The 19,555-nt window shown below is 40.1% G+C and carries 21 protein-coding genes and 1 pseudogene; 1 reads left to right on the forward strand and 21 read right to left on the reverse strand.

Annotated elements, in window-relative coordinates:
- Window positions 1–5 precede the first annotated feature (5 nt).
- Both HMPREF1519_RS01575 and HMPREF1519_RS01580 read right to left on the reverse strand, forming a co-directional pair.
- Entirely contained in the window at window positions 6–1,562 is a 1,557-nt protein-coding gene (locus tag HMPREF1519_RS01575) for a 2-isopropylmalate synthase (protein ID WP_004182645.1), read from the reverse strand.
- Window positions 1,563–1,908: 346 nt separating this feature from the next.
- A complete protein-coding gene (locus HMPREF1519_RS01580; RefSeq protein ID WP_002884137.1) occupies window positions 1,909–2,601 on the reverse strand; it encodes a phosphoglycerate mutase in 693 nt (230 codons plus the stop codon).
- Window positions 2,602–2,857: 256 nt separating this feature from the next.
- Here HMPREF1519_RS01580 and HMPREF1519_RS01585 point away from each other — a divergent pair, with 256 nt between their 5' ends.
- A complete protein-coding gene (locus HMPREF1519_RS01585) occupies window positions 2,858–3,793 on the forward strand; it encodes a dihydroorotate oxidase (protein ID WP_022496502.1) in 936 nt (311 codons plus the stop codon).
- A gap of 61 nt (window positions 3,794–3,854) precedes the next feature.
- Here the strand turns inward: HMPREF1519_RS01585 and HMPREF1519_RS01590 are convergent, their stop codons facing one another.
- The 19 genes and pseudogenes from HMPREF1519_RS01590 to HMPREF1519_RS10755 all read right to left on the reverse strand — a co-directional run.
- Complete coding sequence (locus tag HMPREF1519_RS01590) at window positions 3,855–4,055, reverse strand: hypothetical protein (protein ID WP_002883994.1); 201 nt, start codon at window positions 4,053–4,055, stop codon at window positions 3,855–3,857.
- A 59-nt stretch (window positions 4,056–4,114) separates the two neighbouring features.
- Window positions 4,115–4,390, reverse strand: a complete 276-nt coding sequence (locus HMPREF1519_RS01595) for an HU family DNA-binding protein (protein WP_002884048.1) — start codon at window positions 4,388–4,390, stop codon at window positions 4,115–4,117.
- 137 nt (window positions 4,391–4,527) lie between these two features.
- Complete coding sequence (locus HMPREF1519_RS01600; protein WP_022496503.1) at window positions 4,528–5,100, reverse strand: YpmS family protein; 573 nt, start codon at window positions 5,098–5,100, stop codon at window positions 4,528–4,530.
- Window positions 5,093–5,968 (reverse strand): SGNH/GDSL hydrolase family protein, encoded by an 876-nt coding sequence (locus tag HMPREF1519_RS01605; RefSeq protein ID WP_022496504.1) that lies wholly within the window; start codon window positions 5,966–5,968, stop codon window positions 5,093–5,095. The genes HMPREF1519_RS01600 and HMPREF1519_RS01605 overlap by 8 nt, the downstream gene beginning before the upstream one ends.
- Window positions 5,961–6,797, reverse strand: coding sequence for a DegV family protein (locus tag HMPREF1519_RS01610; protein ID WP_022496505.1), 837 nt, complete (start codon window positions 6,795–6,797; stop codon window positions 5,961–5,963). Before HMPREF1519_RS01610 ends, HMPREF1519_RS01605 begins: the two co-directional genes overlap by 8 nt.
- Before the next feature lie 69 nt (window positions 6,798–6,866).
- Complete coding sequence (recN, locus tag HMPREF1519_RS01615) at window positions 6,867–8,537, reverse strand: DNA repair protein RecN (RefSeq protein ID WP_022496506.1); 1,671 nt, start codon at window positions 8,535–8,537, stop codon at window positions 6,867–6,869.
- Window positions 8,538–8,545: 8 nt separating this feature from the next.
- Window positions 8,546–8,992, reverse strand: coding sequence for an arginine repressor (locus tag HMPREF1519_RS01620; RefSeq protein ID WP_004182652.1), 447 nt, complete (start codon window positions 8,990–8,992; stop codon window positions 8,546–8,548).
- The gene (locus tag HMPREF1519_RS01625) at window positions 8,979–9,806 is read right to left on the reverse strand and encodes a TlyA family RNA methyltransferase (protein ID WP_022496507.1); all 828 of its coding nucleotides are present in this window, start codon (window positions 9,804–9,806) and stop codon (window positions 8,979–8,981) included. The genes HMPREF1519_RS01620 and HMPREF1519_RS01625 overlap by 14 nt, the downstream gene beginning before the upstream one ends.
- On the reverse strand, window positions 9,799–10,671 hold the full coding sequence (locus HMPREF1519_RS01630; RefSeq protein ID WP_022496508.1) for a polyprenyl synthetase family protein: 873 nt from the start codon (window positions 10,669–10,671) through the stop codon (window positions 9,799–9,801). Before HMPREF1519_RS01630 ends, HMPREF1519_RS01625 begins: the two co-directional genes overlap by 8 nt.
- Window positions 10,671–10,886, reverse strand: coding sequence for an exodeoxyribonuclease VII small subunit (locus tag HMPREF1519_RS01635; protein ID WP_002884058.1), 216 nt, complete (start codon window positions 10,884–10,886; stop codon window positions 10,671–10,673). Before HMPREF1519_RS01635 ends, HMPREF1519_RS01630 begins: the two co-directional genes overlap by 1 nt.
- The gene (gene xseA / locus HMPREF1519_RS01640; RefSeq protein ID WP_022496509.1) at window positions 10,876–12,204 is read right to left on the reverse strand and encodes an exodeoxyribonuclease VII large subunit; all 1,329 of its coding nucleotides are present in this window, start codon (window positions 12,202–12,204) and stop codon (window positions 10,876–10,878) included. The genes HMPREF1519_RS01635 and xseA overlap by 11 nt, the downstream gene beginning before the upstream one ends.
- A 186-nt stretch (window positions 12,205–12,390) precedes the next feature.
- Complete coding sequence (locus HMPREF1519_RS01645; RefSeq protein ID WP_022496510.1) at window positions 12,391–13,152, reverse strand: hypothetical protein; 762 nt, start codon at window positions 13,150–13,152, stop codon at window positions 12,391–12,393.
- A gap of 127 nt (window positions 13,153–13,279) precedes the next feature.
- A complete protein-coding gene (nth, locus tag HMPREF1519_RS01650; protein ID WP_022496511.1) occupies window positions 13,280–13,924 on the reverse strand; it encodes an endonuclease III in 645 nt (214 codons plus the stop codon).
- Window positions 13,924–14,622: a DnaD domain-containing protein gene (locus tag HMPREF1519_RS01655; protein WP_004182658.1), complete on the reverse strand. Its 699-nt coding sequence runs from the start codon at window positions 14,620–14,622 to the stop codon at window positions 13,924–13,926. The genes nth and HMPREF1519_RS01655 overlap by 1 nt, the downstream gene beginning before the upstream one ends.
- Window positions 14,623–14,694: 72 nt before the next feature.
- Window positions 14,695–15,639, reverse strand: a complete 945-nt coding sequence (gene metA, locus HMPREF1519_RS01660) for a homoserine O-acetyltransferase MetA (protein WP_022496512.1) — start codon at window positions 15,637–15,639, stop codon at window positions 14,695–14,697.
- Window positions 15,640–15,811: 172 nt separating this feature from the next.
- Complete coding sequence (locus HMPREF1519_RS01665; protein WP_002884049.1) at window positions 15,812–16,330, reverse strand: adenine phosphoribosyltransferase; 519 nt, start codon at window positions 16,328–16,330, stop codon at window positions 15,812–15,814.
- A gap of 118 nt (window positions 16,331–16,448) precedes the next feature.
- Window positions 16,449–18,650 (reverse strand): single-stranded-DNA-specific exonuclease RecJ, encoded by a 2,202-nt coding sequence (gene recJ, locus HMPREF1519_RS01670; protein ID WP_037611002.1) that lies wholly within the window; start codon window positions 18,648–18,650, stop codon window positions 16,449–16,451.
- Between the two features lie 310 nt (window positions 18,651–18,960).
- Complete coding sequence (locus HMPREF1519_RS01675) at window positions 18,961–19,365, reverse strand: GNAT family N-acetyltransferase (protein ID WP_022496514.1); 405 nt, start codon at window positions 19,363–19,365, stop codon at window positions 18,961–18,963.
- A 1-nt stretch (window position 19,366) separates the two neighbouring features.
- Window positions 19,367–19,504 (reverse strand): annotated as a pseudogene (locus HMPREF1519_RS10755) (class I SAM-dependent methyltransferase); the annotation flags it as partial.
- Window positions 19,505–19,555 lie beyond the last annotated feature (51 nt).

Here is a 19,555-nt window from a genome sequence, read left to right on the forward strand (position 1 = left end):
TTGGCTTATGGAAGGTCACGATAAGAAACCTTACGTGCCATCTCACCGGCATTTTCTTTTTGAACCAATGTATTAGCATTGATATAGGCAATTGCTGATGCTTTCAAGACATCAAAGTCCAAACCAGATGCATTGAAAATAGTATCTGTATCTACATTTTCAACAGTTACAAGTACACGCGCTTGCGCATCAATACCATCAGTTACAGCGTCAATATTATAAGAAGTCAAGCGAACTGTTTGGTTGAAGAATTTGTCAATAGCATTGAAGATAGCTTCAACTGACCCTTGACCATTGGCCAAAAATTCTACAGATTCACCGTCTTCATTAGCCAAGCTTACTGTAGCAGTGATTGTTTCATCAGCATTAGTAGTCAAGCGAAGATCTTCGAAGTGGAAACCTTCTGGATTATCTACACTAGTACCAGCAACAAGTGCACGAATGTCTGCATCTGTGATATCATGTTTTTTCCCAGCCAAGACTTTAAATTTGGCAAAGAGTGGTTTGATATCTTCTTCAACAAAGTCAAGCTCAAGTTCTTTCAATTTTTCAACAAAGGCATGACGTCCTGACAATTTACCAAGAGGAAGACTGTTACTCTTCACACCTACCAATTCTGGTGTGAAGATTTCATAAGTTTGTGGGTTCTTAAGAACACCATCTTGGTGGATACCTGATTCATGAGAGAAAGCATTTCCACCAACAACAGCTTTATTTTTAGGAACTGGAATACCTGAGAAGCGAGAAACAAGCTCTGATGTATTCATTGTTTCATTAAGAACAATATCACTTGTTGCTTGGAAGAAGTCTTCACGAATTTTCAAAGCAACAGCTACTTCTTCAAGAGCAACATTACCCGCACGCTCACCAATACCATTGACTGTTCCCTGAACACGTCCAGCACCATGTTTAATTGCTGTCAAAGTATTTGCAGTTGCCATACCGAGGTCATCGTGACAGTGAACACCAAAGACAACTTTATGGTCTGATTTAATATTTTCAGTCAAATGATCAAAAATACGTGCAAACTCTTCTGGAGTCGTAAATCCTACTGTGTCAGGAATATTAATATATGATGCACCAGCATCAACTGCTGTTTGAACAACTTCAGTCAAGAAATCAAGCTCAGTACGAGTAGCATCTTCAGGAGAAAACTCAACAACTTCAAATTTTGAACGTGCATATGACACATGTTCTTTTACAGCTTCAAGAATTTCTTCTTTTGATTTCTTCAATTTAAACTCACGATGAATCGGACTTGTTGCGATAAAGACATGAATTTGTGGATACTTAGCATCTTTCAAAGCCTCATAACAAGCATCAATATCAGATTTTACTGAGCGAGCCAAGCCAGTAACAGAAGTTGTTGTCATAGCTTCTGCAATTTGTTTTACTGCTTCAAATGAATCTGGGCTAGCTGCAGGGAAACCAGCTTCAATTACAGAAATTCCCCATTTTTCTAGTTGCTTAGCAATGGCAACTTTTTCTTTGATTGAAAAGTTAACACCAGGTGTTTGTTCCCCATCACGAAGACTTGTATCAAAAAATTCAACTTTACGCATAGACAATCCTCTTTCTAAAAGTAAAAACGATAGTAGTAAAAAAACATCTCACTCGGAAACCCAAGCGAGATGTTTTTACCTCCCGCTTGGTAAGCCAAACAGGACTAATGCTTTTGCACTAGCCCTCATTACGCAATAGCAAAACAGTTGTAGTTGCGAATGTCATTTGACTCATTTCCTTTCGATGTATCTTGGTTAATATGATACATCTTTCCAACTTGAAAGTCAAGGAAAAATTACTGAATTGACTGACTTTTCTGACCACTATTTACAATTTTTTTCAGGAAAAGAAAAAAGCTGGCTTAAACCAACTTTTTCTTTATTATTGATAACTACTTATCTCAGCTTATTTTCCGAGGTAGTATTCGTTAACAACGTTCAATTTTTCGTCAAATTCGAATACCAATGGTGGGAAGTTTGGAATTTCAACATCCATGATTTCGTCGTCTGACAATTGTTTGATGTGTTTAACAAGGGCACGGATTGAGTTACCGTGTGCACCTACGAATACGTTTTTACCATCTTTAAGTGCTGGAGCGATTTTATCTTCCCAGAATGGAAGGGCACGTTCCAAAGTAACTTTCAAGTTTTCAGCATCTGGAATTACTGAGTCGTCAAGTGAAGCATAACGACGGTCAGTGTGTGCTGAGTGCTCATCATCACGATCCATTGCTGGAGGCAAAACATCGTATGAACGACGCCAGATGTGAACTTGCTCATCACCAAATTGTTCAGCAGCTTCTGCTTTGTTTTTACCAGTCAAACCACCGTAGTGACGTTCGTTCAAGCGCCATGATTTTTCAACTGGAACCCAAAGTTGGTCAGATGCTTCAAGAGCCAAGTTAGTTGTTTTGATCGCACGTTTCAATACTGAAGTGTATGCTTGATCAAATTCGATACCAGCTTCTTTGATCAATTTACCAGCGTCGATAGCTTGTTGAGTACCTTTTTCAGAAAGATCTACGTCAGCCCAACCTGTGAAAAGGTTAGCTTTGTTCCATTCAGACTCACCGTGGCGAGCGAAAACCAATTTTACCATTAGTTATGTCTCCTTTTTATTTTGGGTTAAACCCATTTACTCCCTCTATTCTACCCAAAAAACCTTGAAAAAGCTAGCATAATCCAAAAAATTCTGTAAAATTCTATTACATCCTGTCAGTCTCAAAAGCGAAGGTATTAGAAATTCACTTTAGATGCTTTTGCATATCCATTATTTCCTTGTTTTAGGCCTTCATTCATGCTAAAATGAGATGAATTAGTAACATTTTACATTGTTATCTTTAAAGGAGGATCTTATGGTTTCTACTGCTACAAAAGTTGGTCAGTTTACATTTTCTAACTGTCTTATGAATGCTGCGGGTGTTCATTGTATGACTAAGGGAGAATTGGCAGAGGTCGAGGCTTCAGCTGCAGGTTCATTCGTCACAAAAACAGGGACACTTGAAGCCCGCCCTGGTAATCCTGAACCACGTTATGTTAATGTCCCTCTTGGGTCAATCAACTCAATGGGCTTGCCAAATAACGGTTTTGAATACTACCTTGACTATGTCATTGAATTGCAAAAGCAACCCAATACAAAAAATCATTTTCTTTCACTTGTTGGTCTCTCACCTGAGGAAACGCATACTATTCTTAAAAAAGTTCAAGATAGCGACTACGAGGGGCTGGTTGAACTCAACCTTTCATGTCCTAACGTTCCAGGAAAACCTCAAATCGCTTACGATTTTGAAACAACAACCGAGATCCTTACTGAAGTCTTCTCTTACTTTACAAAACCTCTTGGTGTGAAATTACCACCATACTTTGATATTGTGCACTTTGACCAGGCTGCTGCAGTGTTCAACCAATTTCCACTTGTCTTTGTTAACTGTGTAAACTCAATTGGTAACGGCCTTTACATCGAAGATGAGTCTGTTGTCATCAAACCTAAGAATGGTTTTGGTGGTATCGGTGGTGACTACATCAAACCTACTGCCTTGGCAAACGTTCACGCTTTCTACCAACGTCTGAAACCTGAAATCCAAATTATTGGTACTGGTGGTGTCAAATCTGGTCGTGATGCCTTTGAACACATCCTTTGTGGTGCAAGTATGGTACAAGTGGGTACTGCCCTTCAAAAAGAAGGTGTCGCTGTTTTTGACCGTATTACTAAAGAACTTAAAGAAATCATGGAAGAAAAAGGTTACGAAACTCTTGAAGACTTCCGAGGAAAACTTCACTACATTGACTAGTCTACAAAAAAAGTTTGGAAGGTCTTCCAAACTTTTTTATTATTTGATGAGGATTCTCTTATTAGACAAGACCATCATCGTCACGTTCATCCCAGTCTTCAAAAGGATCCTTGCCCTCTTTCTCAGCTTGAAGACGTTTCTGACGAGCTTCTTCGATTTGTTTTTCACTTGGCTTCATCAGTTTGCTAATAGCAACAATACCTGATAGTTTAATAACAGTAAAAACCAAAAGAAAAATCAATACCACTGTTATGGTTTTCATAGATTTCCTTAACTTATTTCGTATAAATCAAAACCCCTAAAAACTTAGGGGTTTTTACATTATTTAACTGCGTCTTTAAGAGCTTTACCAGCTTTAAATGCAGGAACTTTAGAAGCTGCGATTGAGATAGCTTCACCAGTTTGTGGGTTACGACCTTGACGAGCAGCGCGTTCGCGTACTTCAAAGTTACCGAAACCGATCAATTGTACTTTTTCACCTGCAGCAAGGAATTCTTCGATAGAAGCGAAAACTGCATCTACAGCTGCTGCTGAATCTTTTTTAGTAAGCTCAGTTGCTTCTGCAACTTTAGCGATCAAATCTTGTTTGTTAGCCATTGTAACAATCCTCCAATTTATTTCTAAGCGAATAGTTTTTTTTAGCGCTTGAACAAGTATTATCTTATCCTAAAAGGCCTATGAGGTCAAGTAATAAACGCTAATTTAATCGCTTTTTTGCAAAAAGTAAAGGCTTTTTAATTTATTGTCTTATAGATGTCAAATTCGATACGGTCATTAACCAAATCAAGGCTTTGAGCACGTGCTGTTATCCCCTTCTCATTCTTCATAGACTGAATATTTAGGGTAACCTTTCCCTTCTTACTATCGATGGCGATGTAATCAGGAAGGTTAGTTGAACGTTTAATCATCTTAAGGACATCCGAAACAGGCAGTTTCAAGGTTCCAGCTGAAAGCTCAGAAACATGAAGTACAATTGCTCCTGATTCACTAACAACCGGCGTAAAGTAGACATAAAGAGGAACAGGATGACCTAAAACCTTATAGCTACTTTCGAAAACAATTTTAGAACTGGTAACCTTGACCTTGAAACGCATCTTATCGGTCGAATAATCTTGGGCAAAGCCTGTAAGAGCAGCGTCAAGCTCCTCCCTAGTCATACTATACTTACCAATTTTAGTTGCTCCCTTAGGTAGGGATACAGAACTCGTCGTCTCCACTAGAGTCATGATTCTATAGGCCACAACACTTACTAAGGCTAGATTTAAGGCCAAGAGTCCTAAAAATAACCACTTCCATATCTTACTCACCTGACCACTCCTTCTTTGTTTGGTTAATACGTTTCAAAATGGCATCTGACATAATTTGATAACCTGTATTATTTGGATGAAAATGATCATCCTCAAAAAGAGCATCATTCAGGCTATCTTGAGAAGATTTACTAGACTGAGACGAATCATCAGAGCTTGTAACACCGCCCTTACCGTCAATTCCCTTATAAAGCAAATCATTTACAGGAACAAAATAGACATTATCGTACTTCTTGCACACTTCTTCAGTAGATTGGTTCCAATTATCTACAATAGTTTGCATTTCTGTCATCTCTGGAAAATTAAGATAAAAAGGATTGTAAATACCAACAATATAAATTGGCAATGTTTTATTATCCTTACGAGCTAGCTCAATAATCTGTCCCAATCTCTTTTGATAGGCCTGAGCTGGCTTAGTGAAGGTGTCTACATTAAGATTAGTGATATTGTCCTTAATGACATGGATCACATCATTACCACCAACTGTCAGAGTCATCACTTTAGCCTTCTTGAGATCTCTTTGAATATCCTTTTTTTCTTGCATTCTCTTGAGAATTTGATTGCTCGTATTCCCTGCGATACCATAGTTGCGAGAGGTCACTTGCCAGTCAAAATCTGACTCTAAGGCCTGAGACAAAACAGGAACGAAGCCCCCTTGATTACTACTATCACCTACACCTTGCGTAAGGGAATCACCGATAGCAACATAGGTGACCTTTTCATTTTTAATAGATTTGATTTTTTCTGCAATTTTTGATGACTGATGCGTACTAGGAACTACAAAAATGAAGAGACCGACAAATAAAAGAAAAAGCAAGAAGAAGCCTAGGAGGCTTCTAACTAATTCTGATTCTTTCCACTTATTCATAACGAACCATTACGGCAAAGGCGCCTTCACCAGTGTGCGTTTGAATGATGGAACCAGTCTCAAGGATTGAAATTGGAGCGCCCAAAACCCCAAGTTTTTCAGCCATTTCATGTGCAAAATCAGGTGTCCCTGCATAAGAAATACCAATCTCTGCCACTTTGCGGTCCTTGATGCTATCAATATAAGAATCCAACCATTTCGTGAACGTCTTAGCACCACGACCCTTCGCAATGGTATTCAACTGATAGTCTTTCAACTCCATAATGACACGGATATTGAGCAATGAAGATAATAGACCTGTTACACGTCCGATACGGCCACCTTTGACAAGATTCTCAAGGGTAGACACACCGATATGAAGTTCAGATTTACTTTTTACTTCTTCCACATGTGCTACAATCTCATCAAGACTTGCTCCGGCTTCAGCTAGTTTAGCTGCTTCAACAACCTGAAACTTGAGGCACTGATCCGTAAAGCCTGAATCGATGACGGTTACATCTGCTCCTGAAAGGCTAGCCCCTTGACGTGAGGCTTCACATGTCCCAGAGAGGGTGTGCATGATGTGGATAGCCACAATCTGTTCTGCACCTTCTTTGACAAGCTTTTCATATGTCTCAGCAAACAAACCTACTGGTGGTTGGCTAGTCTTTGGTAACTCTTTACTATGCTTCATCATATCCAAGAAACGGCCTTCTTCTCGAAGATCACTATCTGAATAGATGACACCGTCCACCATAACCGACAATGGAACAACAGTGATATTATATTTTTCAACCAATTCTGGTTCAATCGTGATTGACGAATCGGTTACAATTCTGATTTTACTCATATTTTTCTCGCTTAACACAAATTTTTATTCTATTATAGCATGACTGGAAAACTTTTCCCAAGTCTTTTTCTAAAGAGAGTCATCCACCTTTAACAAGGCTCTTGCTTGGCTCAAGGCAGCCTCTGTCACATTATCACCTGCTAACATCTTAGCAATTTCTTGCACCCTTTCCTCAGGTGTCAAGAGACGAACACGAGAGACAGTCGTCTCATTATCGCTTTCCTTAGAAATAAAGAACTGATAATCAGCAATGGCAATAACTTGTGGAAGGTGACTGATGGCCAAGACCTGACCATGACTCCCAATCTTATGAATTTTCTGAGCGATGGCTTGGGCAACACGACCTGAAACGCCAGTATCAACCTCATCAAAGACAATACTTGTTTTGTCTTCTTTGCGGGCAAAGGCTGACTTAATCGCTAACATGAGTCGAGATAATTCTCCTCCTGAAGCAACCTTAACAAGCGGTTTAAAGCCTTCACCTGGATTGGTTGAGATGTAAAACTCAACCTGCTCATTGCCATCACGGTTAAATTTCCCTTTAGTAAAGGTAACTTTAAAATCAGCCTTATCCATGTAAAGGTCGCATAACTCGTTCTTAATTTCAGCTTCAAGAGCCTTAGCTATTTGATGGCGTGCCGTTTGTAGTGTCTCTGCAGACGCTAGCAGATCTTTTTCAAGTTGCTTAAGCTCTTGTTCCATGGCATCTGACGAACTGGAATTGCCAGTCAGAAGATTGTACTCTTTACTTGAATTTTCCAGATAATCCAAGACGTCATCAACAGTTCCACCATATTTACGAGTAATTGCATTAATCGTATCTAAGCGGTGTTCAATCTCTTGCAAACGCCCAGCATCAAAGTCCAAATTATCCAAAAGGTCACCTAGTTGCTTAGTGACATCTTCTAAAACATAATAGGCTTCTGATAGATTTCCAGAAAGTTCTTTGTAATCAGAGTCATATTCTTCAAGAGACTGGAGATCATTCATGGCCGAACGGACATTTGAAAGGCTTGAAAATTCTTCGTTATCCAACATGACATAGGCATTGGTTAAGGTATCCGCAATCTGCTTATGGTTAAGAAGCTTGTCTCGCTCCTTCATCAATGCCAAATCTTCTCCTGATTTTAGAGAGACTGCTTCAATTTCTGCAATCTGAAAAGCTAGCATTTCAATTCGAGCCTTATGCTCCTGCTCATTTTTCTGCTTTTCAAGAACAGCTTTTCTTAACTCACGATAGCGGTCAAAATACTCTTGATATTCTTTCTTAGTTTGGAAAAATTCCTTGTCACCAAAGGCATCAAGCATGGTAATATGCAGAGCAGGTTTCATAAGCTCTTCCTGATCATGCTGTCCATGAATATCTACCAAGAAGTGCCCAACAGCTTTAAGCGTTGTTAAATTGACCATCTGTCCATTGATACGACTAACACTTCTACCATTTTGGAAGATTTCACGACGGATAATCAATTCATCCTCAACAGGAATCCCATTATCTTCCAAGATACTAACCAAGGCAGGATTTTGTTCGATTGAAAAGAAGCCCTGAATCTCAGCCTTAGATGCTGAATGACGGACGACTTCGCTAGAAGCACGTGCGCCCAACATAAGATTCATGGCATCTATAATAATGGACTTACCAGCACCTGTTTCACCAGTAAGGACGGTCATACCATTCTCAAAGTTTAGAGAAATCTCTTCAATAATTGCGAAATTCTTTATCGTAATTTCGAGAAGCATAGGCCCTCCTATTCTTCAACCCACTTAATGATTTGCCCCTGTAGTTCGATGGCTGCTAACTCTGACTGAGCCACTAAAAAGAGGGTATCATCGTCAGCAATGACACTAAAAATCAAATGCTTGTACTCATCCAAAAGAATCTTCTTGATGAGACGGCTTGTCCCAGGTTGAACAACGATATTCATAAAGGCATGTTGACGATCAACACGCAACAAGCGACGGGTCACAACAGAAGTTCCACCCACTCGTCTAGGAGCAGTTGAGAGCCCATAGATGTATGAACCGTCTTCAGTTGGTACCTTGGTAATACCAATTTCATTGATATCACGCGATACTGTCGCCTGAGTAGCCTTTAATCCCTCATTTTGGAGTAATTTTACCAATTCTCCCTGAGTCGTAATTTTATTTTCTTGGACAATCTTTCGGATTAACTCCAAACGATCATTCTTCTTCATTCTTTTTAAACTCCTTATGTGCTTGTGCTACAACGTCCTTAATAGAGGTTTGAGCATCATTTTGAGGAGAACTTGTCTTCTCCAAGTGTGCGAGAAACTCAATGTTACCATGACCACCTTGGATAGGTGAAAAGTCCAGTCCCTTAACTGAAAAGCCATAGTCAACCGCAAAAGCTGTCACTGTTTCTAACACTTTTTCATGGACACTGCTCTCACGGACAATCCCGTTTTTCCCAATTTGTTCACGGCCCGCCTCAAATTGTGGTTTCACAAGAGCAACTACTTGCCCTCCATCAACCAATATCTTAGCCAAGGCCGGCAGAATCAGATTAAGAGAGATGAAGCTGACATCAATTGATGCAAAAGACGGTAGTCCTTCTGTAAAATCAATAGGTTCAGCATAACGGAAATTATATTGCTCCATGGAACGAACACGCTCATCTTGACGCAATTTCCAAACCAACTGATTGGTACCGACATCCACAGCATAAACCAGTTTGGCCCCATTTTGAAGCATAACATCGGTAAACCCACCTGTTGAAGCTCCGATATCGATGGTCGTCATGCCTTCAACTGACAGATTGAATACTTCCAAAGCTTTTTCAAGTTTAAGTCCTCCACGGCTCACATACTTGAGTTTTTCTCCTTTAAGCTTCAACTCTGTACCGTCGTCGATTTTTTCACCAGGTTTATCGTAACGTTCACCATTGATAACATTAACAACTAAACCAGCCATAACGCCACGTTTAGCTTGTTCTCGTGTTTCAAAAAGGCCTTGTTTATAAGCCAAGACGTCTACTCTTTCCTTAGGCATGGAGTCGTAACCTTTCTATGATTTCTATAATACTGTCTTTCTTGAAACTTTGAGTCTCAGCTAGATTTTGGAAAATTGCTTCAGCTTTATCAAGTGATTCCTCGAGGATATCATGTGATTTTTCCAGACCAAGCAGAGCCGGATAGGTTGATTTTCCAGCAACTACATCTTTTCCAGGTGTCTTCCCAAGTTCTTCGAAATCAGCAGTCACATCCAAAATATCATCGCGTACTTGAAAGGCAAGACCAATCAAGCGACCAGCTTCTTGAAGATTTTCCAAGACCTGTTGATCTTTTTGAGCAACAATACCAGCCGCCACAAAAGGAAAGGTTAAAAGCTTACCTGTCTTATGCTCATGAATCTTAGCCAGTTGCGATAAATCAAGTTCCTGACCTTCACCCTTCATATCCAACATCTGTCCACCTACCATACCGAAGGTTCCTGAGGAATGAGACAATGCTTGAATCAATTGAACTCGAATTTCTGCGGAAAAGTCTGTTTGAGCCAGGAGGTCAAATGGATCCAAAAAGAGAGAATCTCCAGCCAAGATTGCCGTTGCTTCATCGAATTTCTTATGGTTGGTTAAACGTCCTCGACGGTAATCATCATCATCCATGGCCGGCAGATCATCGTGAATAAGACTTCCGGTATGAATCATTTCAAGACTCGCTGCGACATCGAAATGACTAGGAGTAAGCTCTAAACCAAATCCTTCAAGTAAATCTAAGAAAATCAGTGGACGAATGCGCTTGCCTCCACTATCAACTGAATAAAGGATGGCAGTGATTAAATCACTTGATACAGGAATATTCTTTTTTTGGTAGTAATCACGGATAGCCGCATCAATTTTATTTAGCTTGCTCATTAGGCATCCATTTCCGTTTCTGTACCATCTGCTTGCATGACCTTAACTAGTGTTTTTTCGGCATCTTCCAGGGTCTTCTGCAAATCTTTAGACAAGGCCATACCTTTTTGGAACTCAGCAATAGCATCCTCAAGAGCAACATCACCAGTTTCGAGCTTAGTGACGATAGCTTCTAAGTCCTGTAAATTTTCCTCAAATGTTTTTTTAGTTGACATTTTTCACCTCTACTTCTAGTTCTCCATCTCTCATTTGGACGGTTAATTGATCACCTTCGGTAATATTCTTGGTACTTGTTAAAGGTTTATCATCTTTCTTGACAATGGCATAGCCCCTTGCAACAATACGACTAGTATCTAGAGACAATAAGGCATCCTGTGCCTTTTCTAATCTCACACGCTTACCATTAATGGTATTCTTGGTTGTAGTCACCAATAAACGTTTCAAAGACTCTCGACGGTCTTGGTAGTTCTGAACACTAGTCAGAAGATTTAAGCCTTGTAATCGTTGTCTCAAAAGCTCTGCTTCTTTTTGTTTGCGTGCGAAATCTTGACTCATGAAGGTTTCAAGCCTTGTTGTTAGTCGATCCAACTTTTGTAGATAACCATCGTAAAGGCGTTCAGGTTGCCTAAAGACAACAGATTGTGACAATTTGGCCAAGCGTTCCTGGTTATATTGTATACGTCTCAAACAGGCTTGATAAGCTCTATTTTGTCTTTCACGAATCCAAACCAAGGTATCAGCCTTTGATACCGGAGTCGCAAGTTCTGCCGCTGCTGTAGGCGTAGCAGCTCTACGATCTGCAACAAAGTCAGCCAAAGTCGTATCTGTTTCGTGACCAACGCTTGAAATCACAGGTAGGCGACTCTCAAAAATCGACTGAACCACAATTTCCTCGTTAAAAGCCCAGAGGTCTTCAATAGAACCTCCACCACGACCAACGATAAGTAAATCTAGGTCATCCCTTTGATTGGCTTTTTGGATATTTTCAGCAATTTCCTGTGCAGCTCCTTCACCTTGAACCTTGGTAGGGAAAAGTAAGATTTCTACCCCAGGAAAACGACGACTAACGGTCGTAATAATATCTCGAATAACCGCACCACTAGGACTAGTGACAACCCCAATTTTTTTGACAAAATTAGGCAGAGCTTGCTTATGACGATCATCAAAGTAGCCTTCTGCAGTCAATTTTTTACGAAGCTGTTCAAACTGGATGGCCAAAGCCCCAATACCATCTGGCTCAGCCTTCTCGATAATAATGGAATAAGAACCACTAGGCTCATAAATCTGGACCCGACCAACGACATTGATCTTCATCCCTTCTTCGAGTTCAAAACCAAGCTTTTTGAAAACCCCAGCCCAAATCGTCGCCTGAATAACAGCTCCTTCATCCTTAAGTGAAAAATATTGGTGACTCGGACGTCGACGAAAATTGGAAACCTGCCCCGTCAAATATACCCTCTCTAAATAAGGATCACGGTCAAATTTCATTTTCAAATATTTGGTTAAGGATGTGACCGATAAATAGTCTGACACGACAACTCTCCTTTATTTAAGCTATCCTTGAAAACCTGAAGACATTAAAAAAGTTCTGCAGAACTATCATCCCCAAATCTTCTCAGTCGGCTTTTTAATTGTATACACGATTACTTAAAATTATACCAAAAAAGACTGTCAAAAGACAGTCTCAACCACCATTGTCAGGTGTTTTATATGGTTTCATTAATCGGTTGTATATTTTTTTGAAACAACGTCCCAAGAATCGCTTGAACCATCAATACCACCATAGGCTTCGAGTTGTCCCTTCTTGTCCACACGGAAAAGAAGAACATCATTACCATAGGCATCATAAAGTTGAGCATAAACTAGGTTATCATCATCATCCGTCCATGAATAGACATTCCAACCTAAGTTTTTATAATTTTCTCCTGTTGACCCTTGTTCTTTAGCATAGGTAGAAACAACCCAGTCTTCTAACTGTTGGTCAGACAAAGATGAGGTATCAACTTGAGAGGATTGGTTATCAGATGATGCTGCAGCTGCTTCCTTGCTTTTAGCCAACTGACCGTTTTTCCATGGATTTGTTACACTCTCTTTTTGGTTATTACTATACCACATCAAGGTAACCACAGGAATAACCACTGCAAGTACTGCAACAACTCCAATTACCCATCTAATAATATTAGGATCTTTGAGTTTATCAAAACTCGAAACTTTTCTTCCCTTTGTAGTTTCATTTTTACGACGTCTAAATTCGCTCACAGCTTTTTCCTCTTTTTCTTGAAAGTAGTCCCTTTTTTTCTTTTCCTCTTGTTCCAAGAGTTTTTGCACTTCCCTACGACCCTGCGGATCACTCGTTTGAGCCAATGAAATCTGCAACTGAAAAATACGATTATCCAAAGCTTGCTCATATTCTTTGGCTGCTTCTCTATCACCATTATCAGCTAAGGCTCTCAGATACTCTTCATTACTGAATTCAGCCATTCACTATATCGCTCCTGCTTCTAAATCGTTTCTTCTATTTTCTTAAAGCCTGAGACTTTTGTCAAGTTACTAGTTTGTAACAAATTCTTACAGCCGTAAAAAGCCGAAGAAAGTCACATTCTCCAGCTTATTTCTTGGTTGTTTCTTTATAATACTTACAATAACTTTGAAGAGGACATGTCTGGCACTTAGGATTCTTAGCTAGGCAATGATAACGCCCAAAGAAAATCATACGGTGATGACTGATAATCCAATCCCTCTTTGGGATTTTCTTCATCAGTTCCGCTTCGATTTCCTCTACACTAGCATCCTCTGCCACGATATTTAGCCTTTTAGATACACGTGAGACATGCGTATCTACAGCAATAGAAGGGATTCCATAGACTTCAGCCAATACTACGTTAGCTGTTTTTCGTCCCACACCAGGTAGACTTTCCAATTCCTTATGCGTTTTCGGAACCTGTCCATCAAAATTCATTAAAACATCTCTAGCAGTCTTGATGATGTTCTTTGCCTTATTCTTATAAAGACCGATTGTTCGCAAACACATTTCAACATCATCAAGATTAGCCGAAGCCAAATCCTCAATTTCTGGATAACGCGCCCACAAGCCTGGTGTAATCTTGTTAACAGCCTTATCAGTTGTCTGTGCCGATAAAATAACAGCAACTAATAGTTGGAAAGGAGTTTCCCACTCCAACTCTCCATGAGCATTGGGAAACATCTCCCCCATGAGAGCTAGAGCCTCATTAACACGTTTTCTTCCTAACATTATTGGCCACCCCATAATTGACGGGCTGCATCCATACCTGTTTTGAAGTCATCCGAAACTTGGTGATGGTGCTTCTTACCTTGATGCTCCAAACGACGCTCTTCAACTTGAATTTTCGTCGTAATACCACTCAATTTCCAGTTACGCAAAACCCCTTTGATGTAATTCCAATTTGTCTTGCGGTTAAATACTGCTTCTTTCAAAGCCTCACGGATAAGTTCAGGATCAGTGTGCTCTTCTTGGATTTCCTTGTTTAAATCTTCGATAACCATAGGATTCAAGATTCCCAAAGCTTGTTCTAACTCATCTGTTAACTGCTTGATGAGTTGTGTATTTGTAGGCTGACCTACTACAGGCCCCGTCGTTGTCTTTTCATTGCTCACTAACTTATCCAAAACTGCCAAGGCAGGTGAAGCATCTACAACCATCTCAATTTCATTATTAACCTTAATAGTCGTGAAATCAAGGAGTCCAGCCTCAGTCAATGTCGTAATACTTTTATTAACCTCAGTTGGTGTTTTTCCAGTTGCTTGCGCTATCTGGCTTGAAGCCACTTCTCCAATCTGAGTTGTCGTTTGTAGATAGAGAAACTGCCAAACTAGAAAGTCATCCGCAGATGGAAAAATATCCTTAAAGTGGAAAAATAAAGCATTAGGAAGGACCAGATTGCCTGATCGATACTGTTCAAAAAAACTCATATTTACCTTTCAGAATAGCCAGACACCCCAAAAAGTCTTTATGCGCTCACATAAGTCTTTTGAGATTGTCTACTACAAATAACCGTAGAATGAAAAATCGTCTTCCAACTCTTCTAAACGATAAGGTGTTTCTTGATATACCGCATAGTTAATCCAATTGCTAAAGAAGGCAGATGCCGCAAGATTCCAACGAAGTTTAGGCTCCTGACTTGGATCATCCTCTGGGAAATAGTTTGCCGGTACGTCTGGATTAATCCCTGCATCCAAATCTCTTCGGTATTCTCTGGCCAGAGTATCACGGTCGTATTCAAAATGACCGAAACTATATACTTCACGAAGGTTCTTACTTGCTAAGATGGATAAACCGACCTCTGGTCCTGACACAACAATATCTAAATCCGTCTTGTCTTTAATATCCTCGAGCGTAACCTCAGTATAGCGTGAGTGTGGTGACACAAAGCTATCATCAAAGCCATTCATAAGGAAGTTTTCAGGCATGTCAACCGTTTGTTTATAGATACCAGATAATTTCTCTGACAATGGGACCTTGTCGACACCATGCTTATAATAGAGACCTGCTTGAGCTCCCCAACACAGATGAAGGGTTGAATAGACATGCTTTTTAGACCAGTCAAAAACCTGTGTCAATTCTTGCCAATAATCAACTTCTTCAAAAGGCATTTGCTCAACAGGAGCTCCTGTTACAATGAGACCATCATAATACTTATGCTTAATTTCATCAAAAGTCTTATAAAAAGTTTCCATATGTTCAGCATGGGTATTTTTTGACTTATGACTAGCCATATAAAGAAACTCGACGTTAATTTGAAGTGGCGTATTGGCCAAAAGACGTAGTATTTGAGTTTCCGTAACTTCTTTAGTAGGCATAAGGTTAAGGATTAAGACCTCCATTGGTCGAATATCCTGGCTACTAGCTCTGTTCTCATCCATGATGAAGACATTTTCCGAACGCAATACATCAAGAGCTGGTAACTTATTATCAAGTTTTATAGGCATAACAATATCTCCATCCTTATTTATTCTATCTTCATATTATAAACCGGGGAGGTATTGTTATCAAATATATATTTTCTCTAGTTAGCTATAGCTTTAAACTATATTTAGAGGCCACCTTTGTTTTAAAAGAGTTAAAAAGGCCCTAAGGCCTTTTGTTAGTTCGTAGATAGATTTATCCTGGGAAGTTCATCAATACTTTAGTATCGTAACCTTCGATAGCATCACGTCCATTAAGACCATCAAGCTCAATCAAGAAGGCACAACCAGCAACGACACCACCTAGGCGCTCAATCATTTCAATTGTAGCTTTAACGGTACCACCAGTTGCCAAGAGGTCATCAACGATAAGTACACGTTGGCCTGGCTTGATTGCATCGGCATGCATACAAAGTGTATCAACACCATACTCTTTTTCGTAATTGGCTGAAATCACTTCACGTGGCAATTTACCAGGTTTACGAACAGGAGCAAAACCAATACCAAGTTCAAAAGCAACTGGACAACCAACGATGAAACCACGCGCTTCAGGACCAACAATCATGTCAATCTTCTTATCAGTCGCATACTGAACGATTTCACGGATAGCATAGCTATAAGCATTTCCATCAGCCATCAAAGGACTAATATCACGGAAAGTAACCCCTTCTTTCGGGTAGTTTTCAATAGATGCAATATAATCTTCTAATTTCATTTGTTCTTCCTATAGGCTTTTCGCCAAAAAAATATTTACATATCATTATAGCATGAAATAGTAAATTTAGAAAATGCTAACCCTCATTTCGAGACGAATCCTTTGGATTCAGACTCCCCTACTTATACAGCCAATCATAAATTTCCTGTGGTGTTCCCAGAGCCATGAGTTCTTGGAACTTAACTAGTCGTTTCAGATCTTGGAAAATCTGACTGTCCTCAATCTCACGTTTTTCAGCTTCTTTATTGACTGTCATAACACCATTATCAATCGTCACAAAATCTAATTCATCAAAGATTTGAATCATCTTAATCAGGAGAATCTTGTCGATTTTAAGGTAATGACTGAGTTCATCCAATTTATAGCGAACATCGAATTCTGGGAATTGGTAAATGGTTTTATAGAGCCTTGCAAATTGCTCTCTTGTTCCATAACCTGTCAGATAATAGGCTTCCTTAATGCTATTTTTAAAATAGATAGCCTGAAAATCTTTACCTTCAAACCACTCTTTTAATTCTGTCGCTGATTCAGGTAGGGTGTTGAGGACAACCGCAGGCTCTGTGTCTGCTGCTTCTTCTACCGATGGTACGCCTTCAGGCAGTGCCATATTTTTTGAGCGGAAATCAAATAATTGAACACCATCCACACGCGCATCTTCTAGCATGAGCTGTAGCGTTGTCTGACCATTCCAAACATTAACAGACAAGGTCACTGCCAATTCCAAACCCTGAGCCTGTTGGAATTCTTGAAGTAGATTACCTTTATTAAAAGCGACAACGTCAAAGCTATCCTTACCTTGCTTAACCTTAAACTTAAGATGGGCCCCATTTTGTCCCATTGTCCTAGCTTGAGTAACGGTAATATCATGTAGCCAAAAGACTGGCTTTTTATTATCCATACCAAAAGGTGCTAGTTTTTCTAGACTCTTAATAGTATCCAAGCTAAGCTCGCTGAGTTGAAGCTCCTCGTCTAAATTAAGTGTATTTTTGGCGCTTGTATCAATGTCATTATCGTAGACATAACTACACAAAATATCTGAGAGTTGACCAAGATTTTCCTCTGGAAGGGTCATCCCCGCCGCTCCAGCATGTCCTCCAAATGCAGTAAAGATATCTCGGTGGTCATCAAGGGCATGGAAGATATTGATTGATTCCAAACTACGGGCCGAACCCTTAGCCAAGCCATCTTCAATATTTAAAACCACTACTGTCTGGCTGATTTGTTCCATGATGCGCCCAGCCACAATACCTAGAACGCCAGGATGCCAACCTTCCTTGGCCAAAACCTGAACTGGTTTGTCCAAGTCTACCATGGTCATAGCTTCATCAAAGATTTTTTGAACAACTTCCTTACGTTCTTCATTTTTAGCATTGATTTCCAGAGCAATGGCTTGAGCTTCCTCATCGTCAAATCCGGTCAGCAGTTCAATGGCTGGATTTGGGTCATCTAAGCGACCCAAGGCATTGAGTTGAGGAGCCAGTTTGAAGCCTACCGTTTCTTCGGAAATCGTTGTTGGGTCTACATCTGAAATGCGGAGCAATTCTTGAAGCCCGATACGCTCAGTAGTCTTGAGAATTTCCAGGCCGACCTTGACCATAATACGATTTTCATCCGTTAAGCTAACCATATCAGCAATGGTACCAATGGCTACCAAGTCCAACATCTCTGTAGGAATAGTTTCAAGGAGGGCAGTTGCCAATTTGAAAGCTACACCACATCCTGCCAAATACTTAAAAGGATAATCGGCATCTGGATGCTCTGGATGGACAATGGCGTAGGCATCTGGAAGCTGTGCCGGCATACTATGGTGGTCTGTAACGATAACGTCCACACCTTGCTCTTGCGCATAAGCAATAGCTTCATTTCCCGCAACCCCATTATCCACTGTAACAATGAGTGAAATGCCTTCCTGCTCAATGAAATACTTGTAGACACTTTCATTTGGCCCATAACCATCTGTAAAGCGGTTAGGCAAATAAACTCGAGCTTCAGCGCCCATCATTTCAAGGGCTTCCTTGACAATCGATGCCGACGTCATCCCATCCGCATCATAATCTCCATAGACTAAGATTTGCTCGTAATTTTCAATGGCCTGACGAATTCTAGCTACTGCCTTGTCCATATCATGAAGAAGATAAGGATCATGAAGATGTGATAAATCAGCCTTAAGAAAGTCTTCAAGGGCTTCTGCTGTCGTCACGCCACGTTCATAAGCAATCTTGGCTGCTGTTTCTGCCAGTCCATGTTCTTTGGCAAGTTTAAAAAAGCCAGCATCTGGCTCTTTTGTGTTTATTTTCCAATCATACGTTGATGTAATCATGTTTTTATATTTTCTCCCTGTCATCTAGTCTCCCTATTATAACATGAATAAATTTATCATAGTGGATAGAAACCTAAGTTTCCTAAAAAGAGAATGGAAAACATCGGAAGGTGCTTCGACTCGTGCTACATTTCCAATAAAGCCCTGCTTTTCTAGACAAAATAATAGTCTGGATATTGCTCCCTTTTTGACTTGTATTTTCTCAGATATTCCCTTCTCCTCTTTACGTTATCTAACCCTATTCTACTATCATTTTCAAGTAATATTAGGAAAAACAAGAAAAAGATTCCCTATTTGGAAATCCTTTACATCAATATTTATAAATCATCCCTGTACAAGCTTGCTCTGAAAGTTCGACAAAGCCCAAGGATTGGTAAAAGGCCAAATTTTTCTCGCTACGTTCAGTGACAAGGAGTCGTTGATAGACATTGGGGAAAGTCCCTAAAGCTTCTTCTAAGAGTTTCGTTCCGATGCCTTGGCGTTGGTAATCTGGTCGCACCAAGAGGTCCTGTACAAAAATGACAGAGTGGCCATCTCCTACCAAGCGAATGTAGGCTACTAACTCCTCCTTATCATAGACTGCCAACTGCCAGAGACTGGCTTTGACGGCTTCTTCCAACATGGTTGGATTATTAGTATAATTGGTCCAACCGACTGAACTGTACAGTGCGAGTAGGTCTGTCATCGCTGGAATTTCTTGTTTATAATCTAACATCTTAACTCCTTTTTAACCTATAATGCTGGAAGAAGGCGATATCCCGATAAGGGGACTCTTGGCAGACCGCCAGCTCCATCTTGAGCATAGCCTCTCGCCATCCCTCTTGGTCTTTGAAGCGATTATCCTGCAAGGCGTATTATACCTGTCCTCCGGGTTTCCGGATGGTTTCTAAATAGACTTGAATATT

The sequence above is a fragment of the Streptococcus sp. SR4 genome (assembly GCF_000517725.1).
Lineage (GTDB): Bacteria > Bacillota > Bacilli > Lactobacillales > Streptococcaceae > Streptococcus > Streptococcus salivarius_F.

Excerpts from the sequence above, each read along its gene's own strand:
- HMPREF1519_RS01575 (WP_004182645.1), bottom strand. The coding sequence starts at position 1,562 with ATGCGTAAAGTTGAATTTTTTGATACAAGTCTTCGTGATGGGGAACAA.
- HMPREF1519_RS01580 (WP_002884137.1), bottom strand. The coding sequence starts at position 2,601 with ATGGTAAAATTGGTTTTCGCTCGCCACGGTGAGTCTGAATGGAACAAA.
- HMPREF1519_RS01585 (WP_022496502.1), top strand. The coding sequence starts at position 2,858 with ATGGTTTCTACTGCTACAAAAGTTGGTCAGTTTACATTTTCTAACTGT.
- HMPREF1519_RS01590 (WP_002883994.1), bottom strand. The coding sequence starts at position 4,055 with ATGAAAACCATAACAGTGGTATTGATTTTTCTTTTGGTTTTTACTGTT.
- HMPREF1519_RS01595 (WP_002884048.1), bottom strand. The coding sequence starts at position 4,390 with ATGGCTAACAAACAAGATTTGATCGCTAAAGTTGCAGAAGCAACTGAG.
- HMPREF1519_RS01605 (WP_022496504.1), bottom strand. The coding sequence starts at position 5,968 with ATGAATAAGTGGAAAGAATCAGAATTAGTTAGAAGCCTCCTAGGCTTC.
- HMPREF1519_RS01610 (WP_022496505.1), bottom strand. The coding sequence starts at position 6,797 with ATGAGTAAAATCAGAATTGTAACCGATTCGTCAATCACGATTGAACCA.
- recN (WP_022496506.1), bottom strand. The coding sequence starts at position 8,537 with ATGCTTCTCGAAATTACGATAAAGAATTTCGCAATTATTGAAGAGATT.
- HMPREF1519_RS01620 (WP_004182652.1), bottom strand. The coding sequence starts at position 8,992 with ATGAAGAAGAATGATCGTTTGGAGTTAATCCGAAAGATTGTCCAAGAA.
- HMPREF1519_RS01625 (WP_022496507.1), bottom strand. The coding sequence starts at position 9,806 with ATGCCTAAGGAAAGAGTAGACGTCTTGGCTTATAAACAAGGCCTTTTT.
- HMPREF1519_RS01630 (WP_022496508.1), bottom strand. The coding sequence starts at position 10,671 with ATGAGCAAGCTAAATAAAATTGATGCGGCTATCCGTGATTACTACCAA.
- HMPREF1519_RS01635 (WP_002884058.1), bottom strand. The coding sequence starts at position 10,886 with ATGTCAACTAAAAAAACATTTGAGGAAAATTTACAGGACTTAGAAGCT.
- HMPREF1519_RS01645 (WP_022496510.1), bottom strand. The coding sequence starts at position 13,152 with ATGGCTGAATTCAGTAATGAAGAGTATCTGAGAGCCTTAGCTGATAAT.
- nth (WP_022496511.1), bottom strand. The coding sequence starts at position 13,924 with ATGTTAGGAAGAAAACGTGTTAATGAGGCTCTAGCTCTCATGGGGGAG.
- HMPREF1519_RS01655 (WP_004182658.1), bottom strand. The coding sequence starts at position 14,622 with ATGAGTTTTTTTGAACAGTATCGATCAGGCAATCTGGTCCTTCCTAAT.
- metA (WP_022496512.1), bottom strand. The coding sequence starts at position 15,639 with ATGCCTATAAAACTTGATAATAAGTTACCAGCTCTTGATGTATTGCGT.
- HMPREF1519_RS01665 (WP_002884049.1), bottom strand. The coding sequence starts at position 16,330 with ATGAAATTAGAAGATTATATTGCATCTATTGAAAACTACCCGAAAGAA.
- recJ (WP_037611002.1), bottom strand. The coding sequence starts at position 18,650 with ATGATTACATCAACGTATGATTGGAAAATAAACACAAAAGAGCCAGAT.
- HMPREF1519_RS01675 (WP_022496514.1), bottom strand. The coding sequence starts at position 19,365 with ATGTTAGATTATAAACAAGAAATTCCAGCGATGACAGACCTACTCGCA.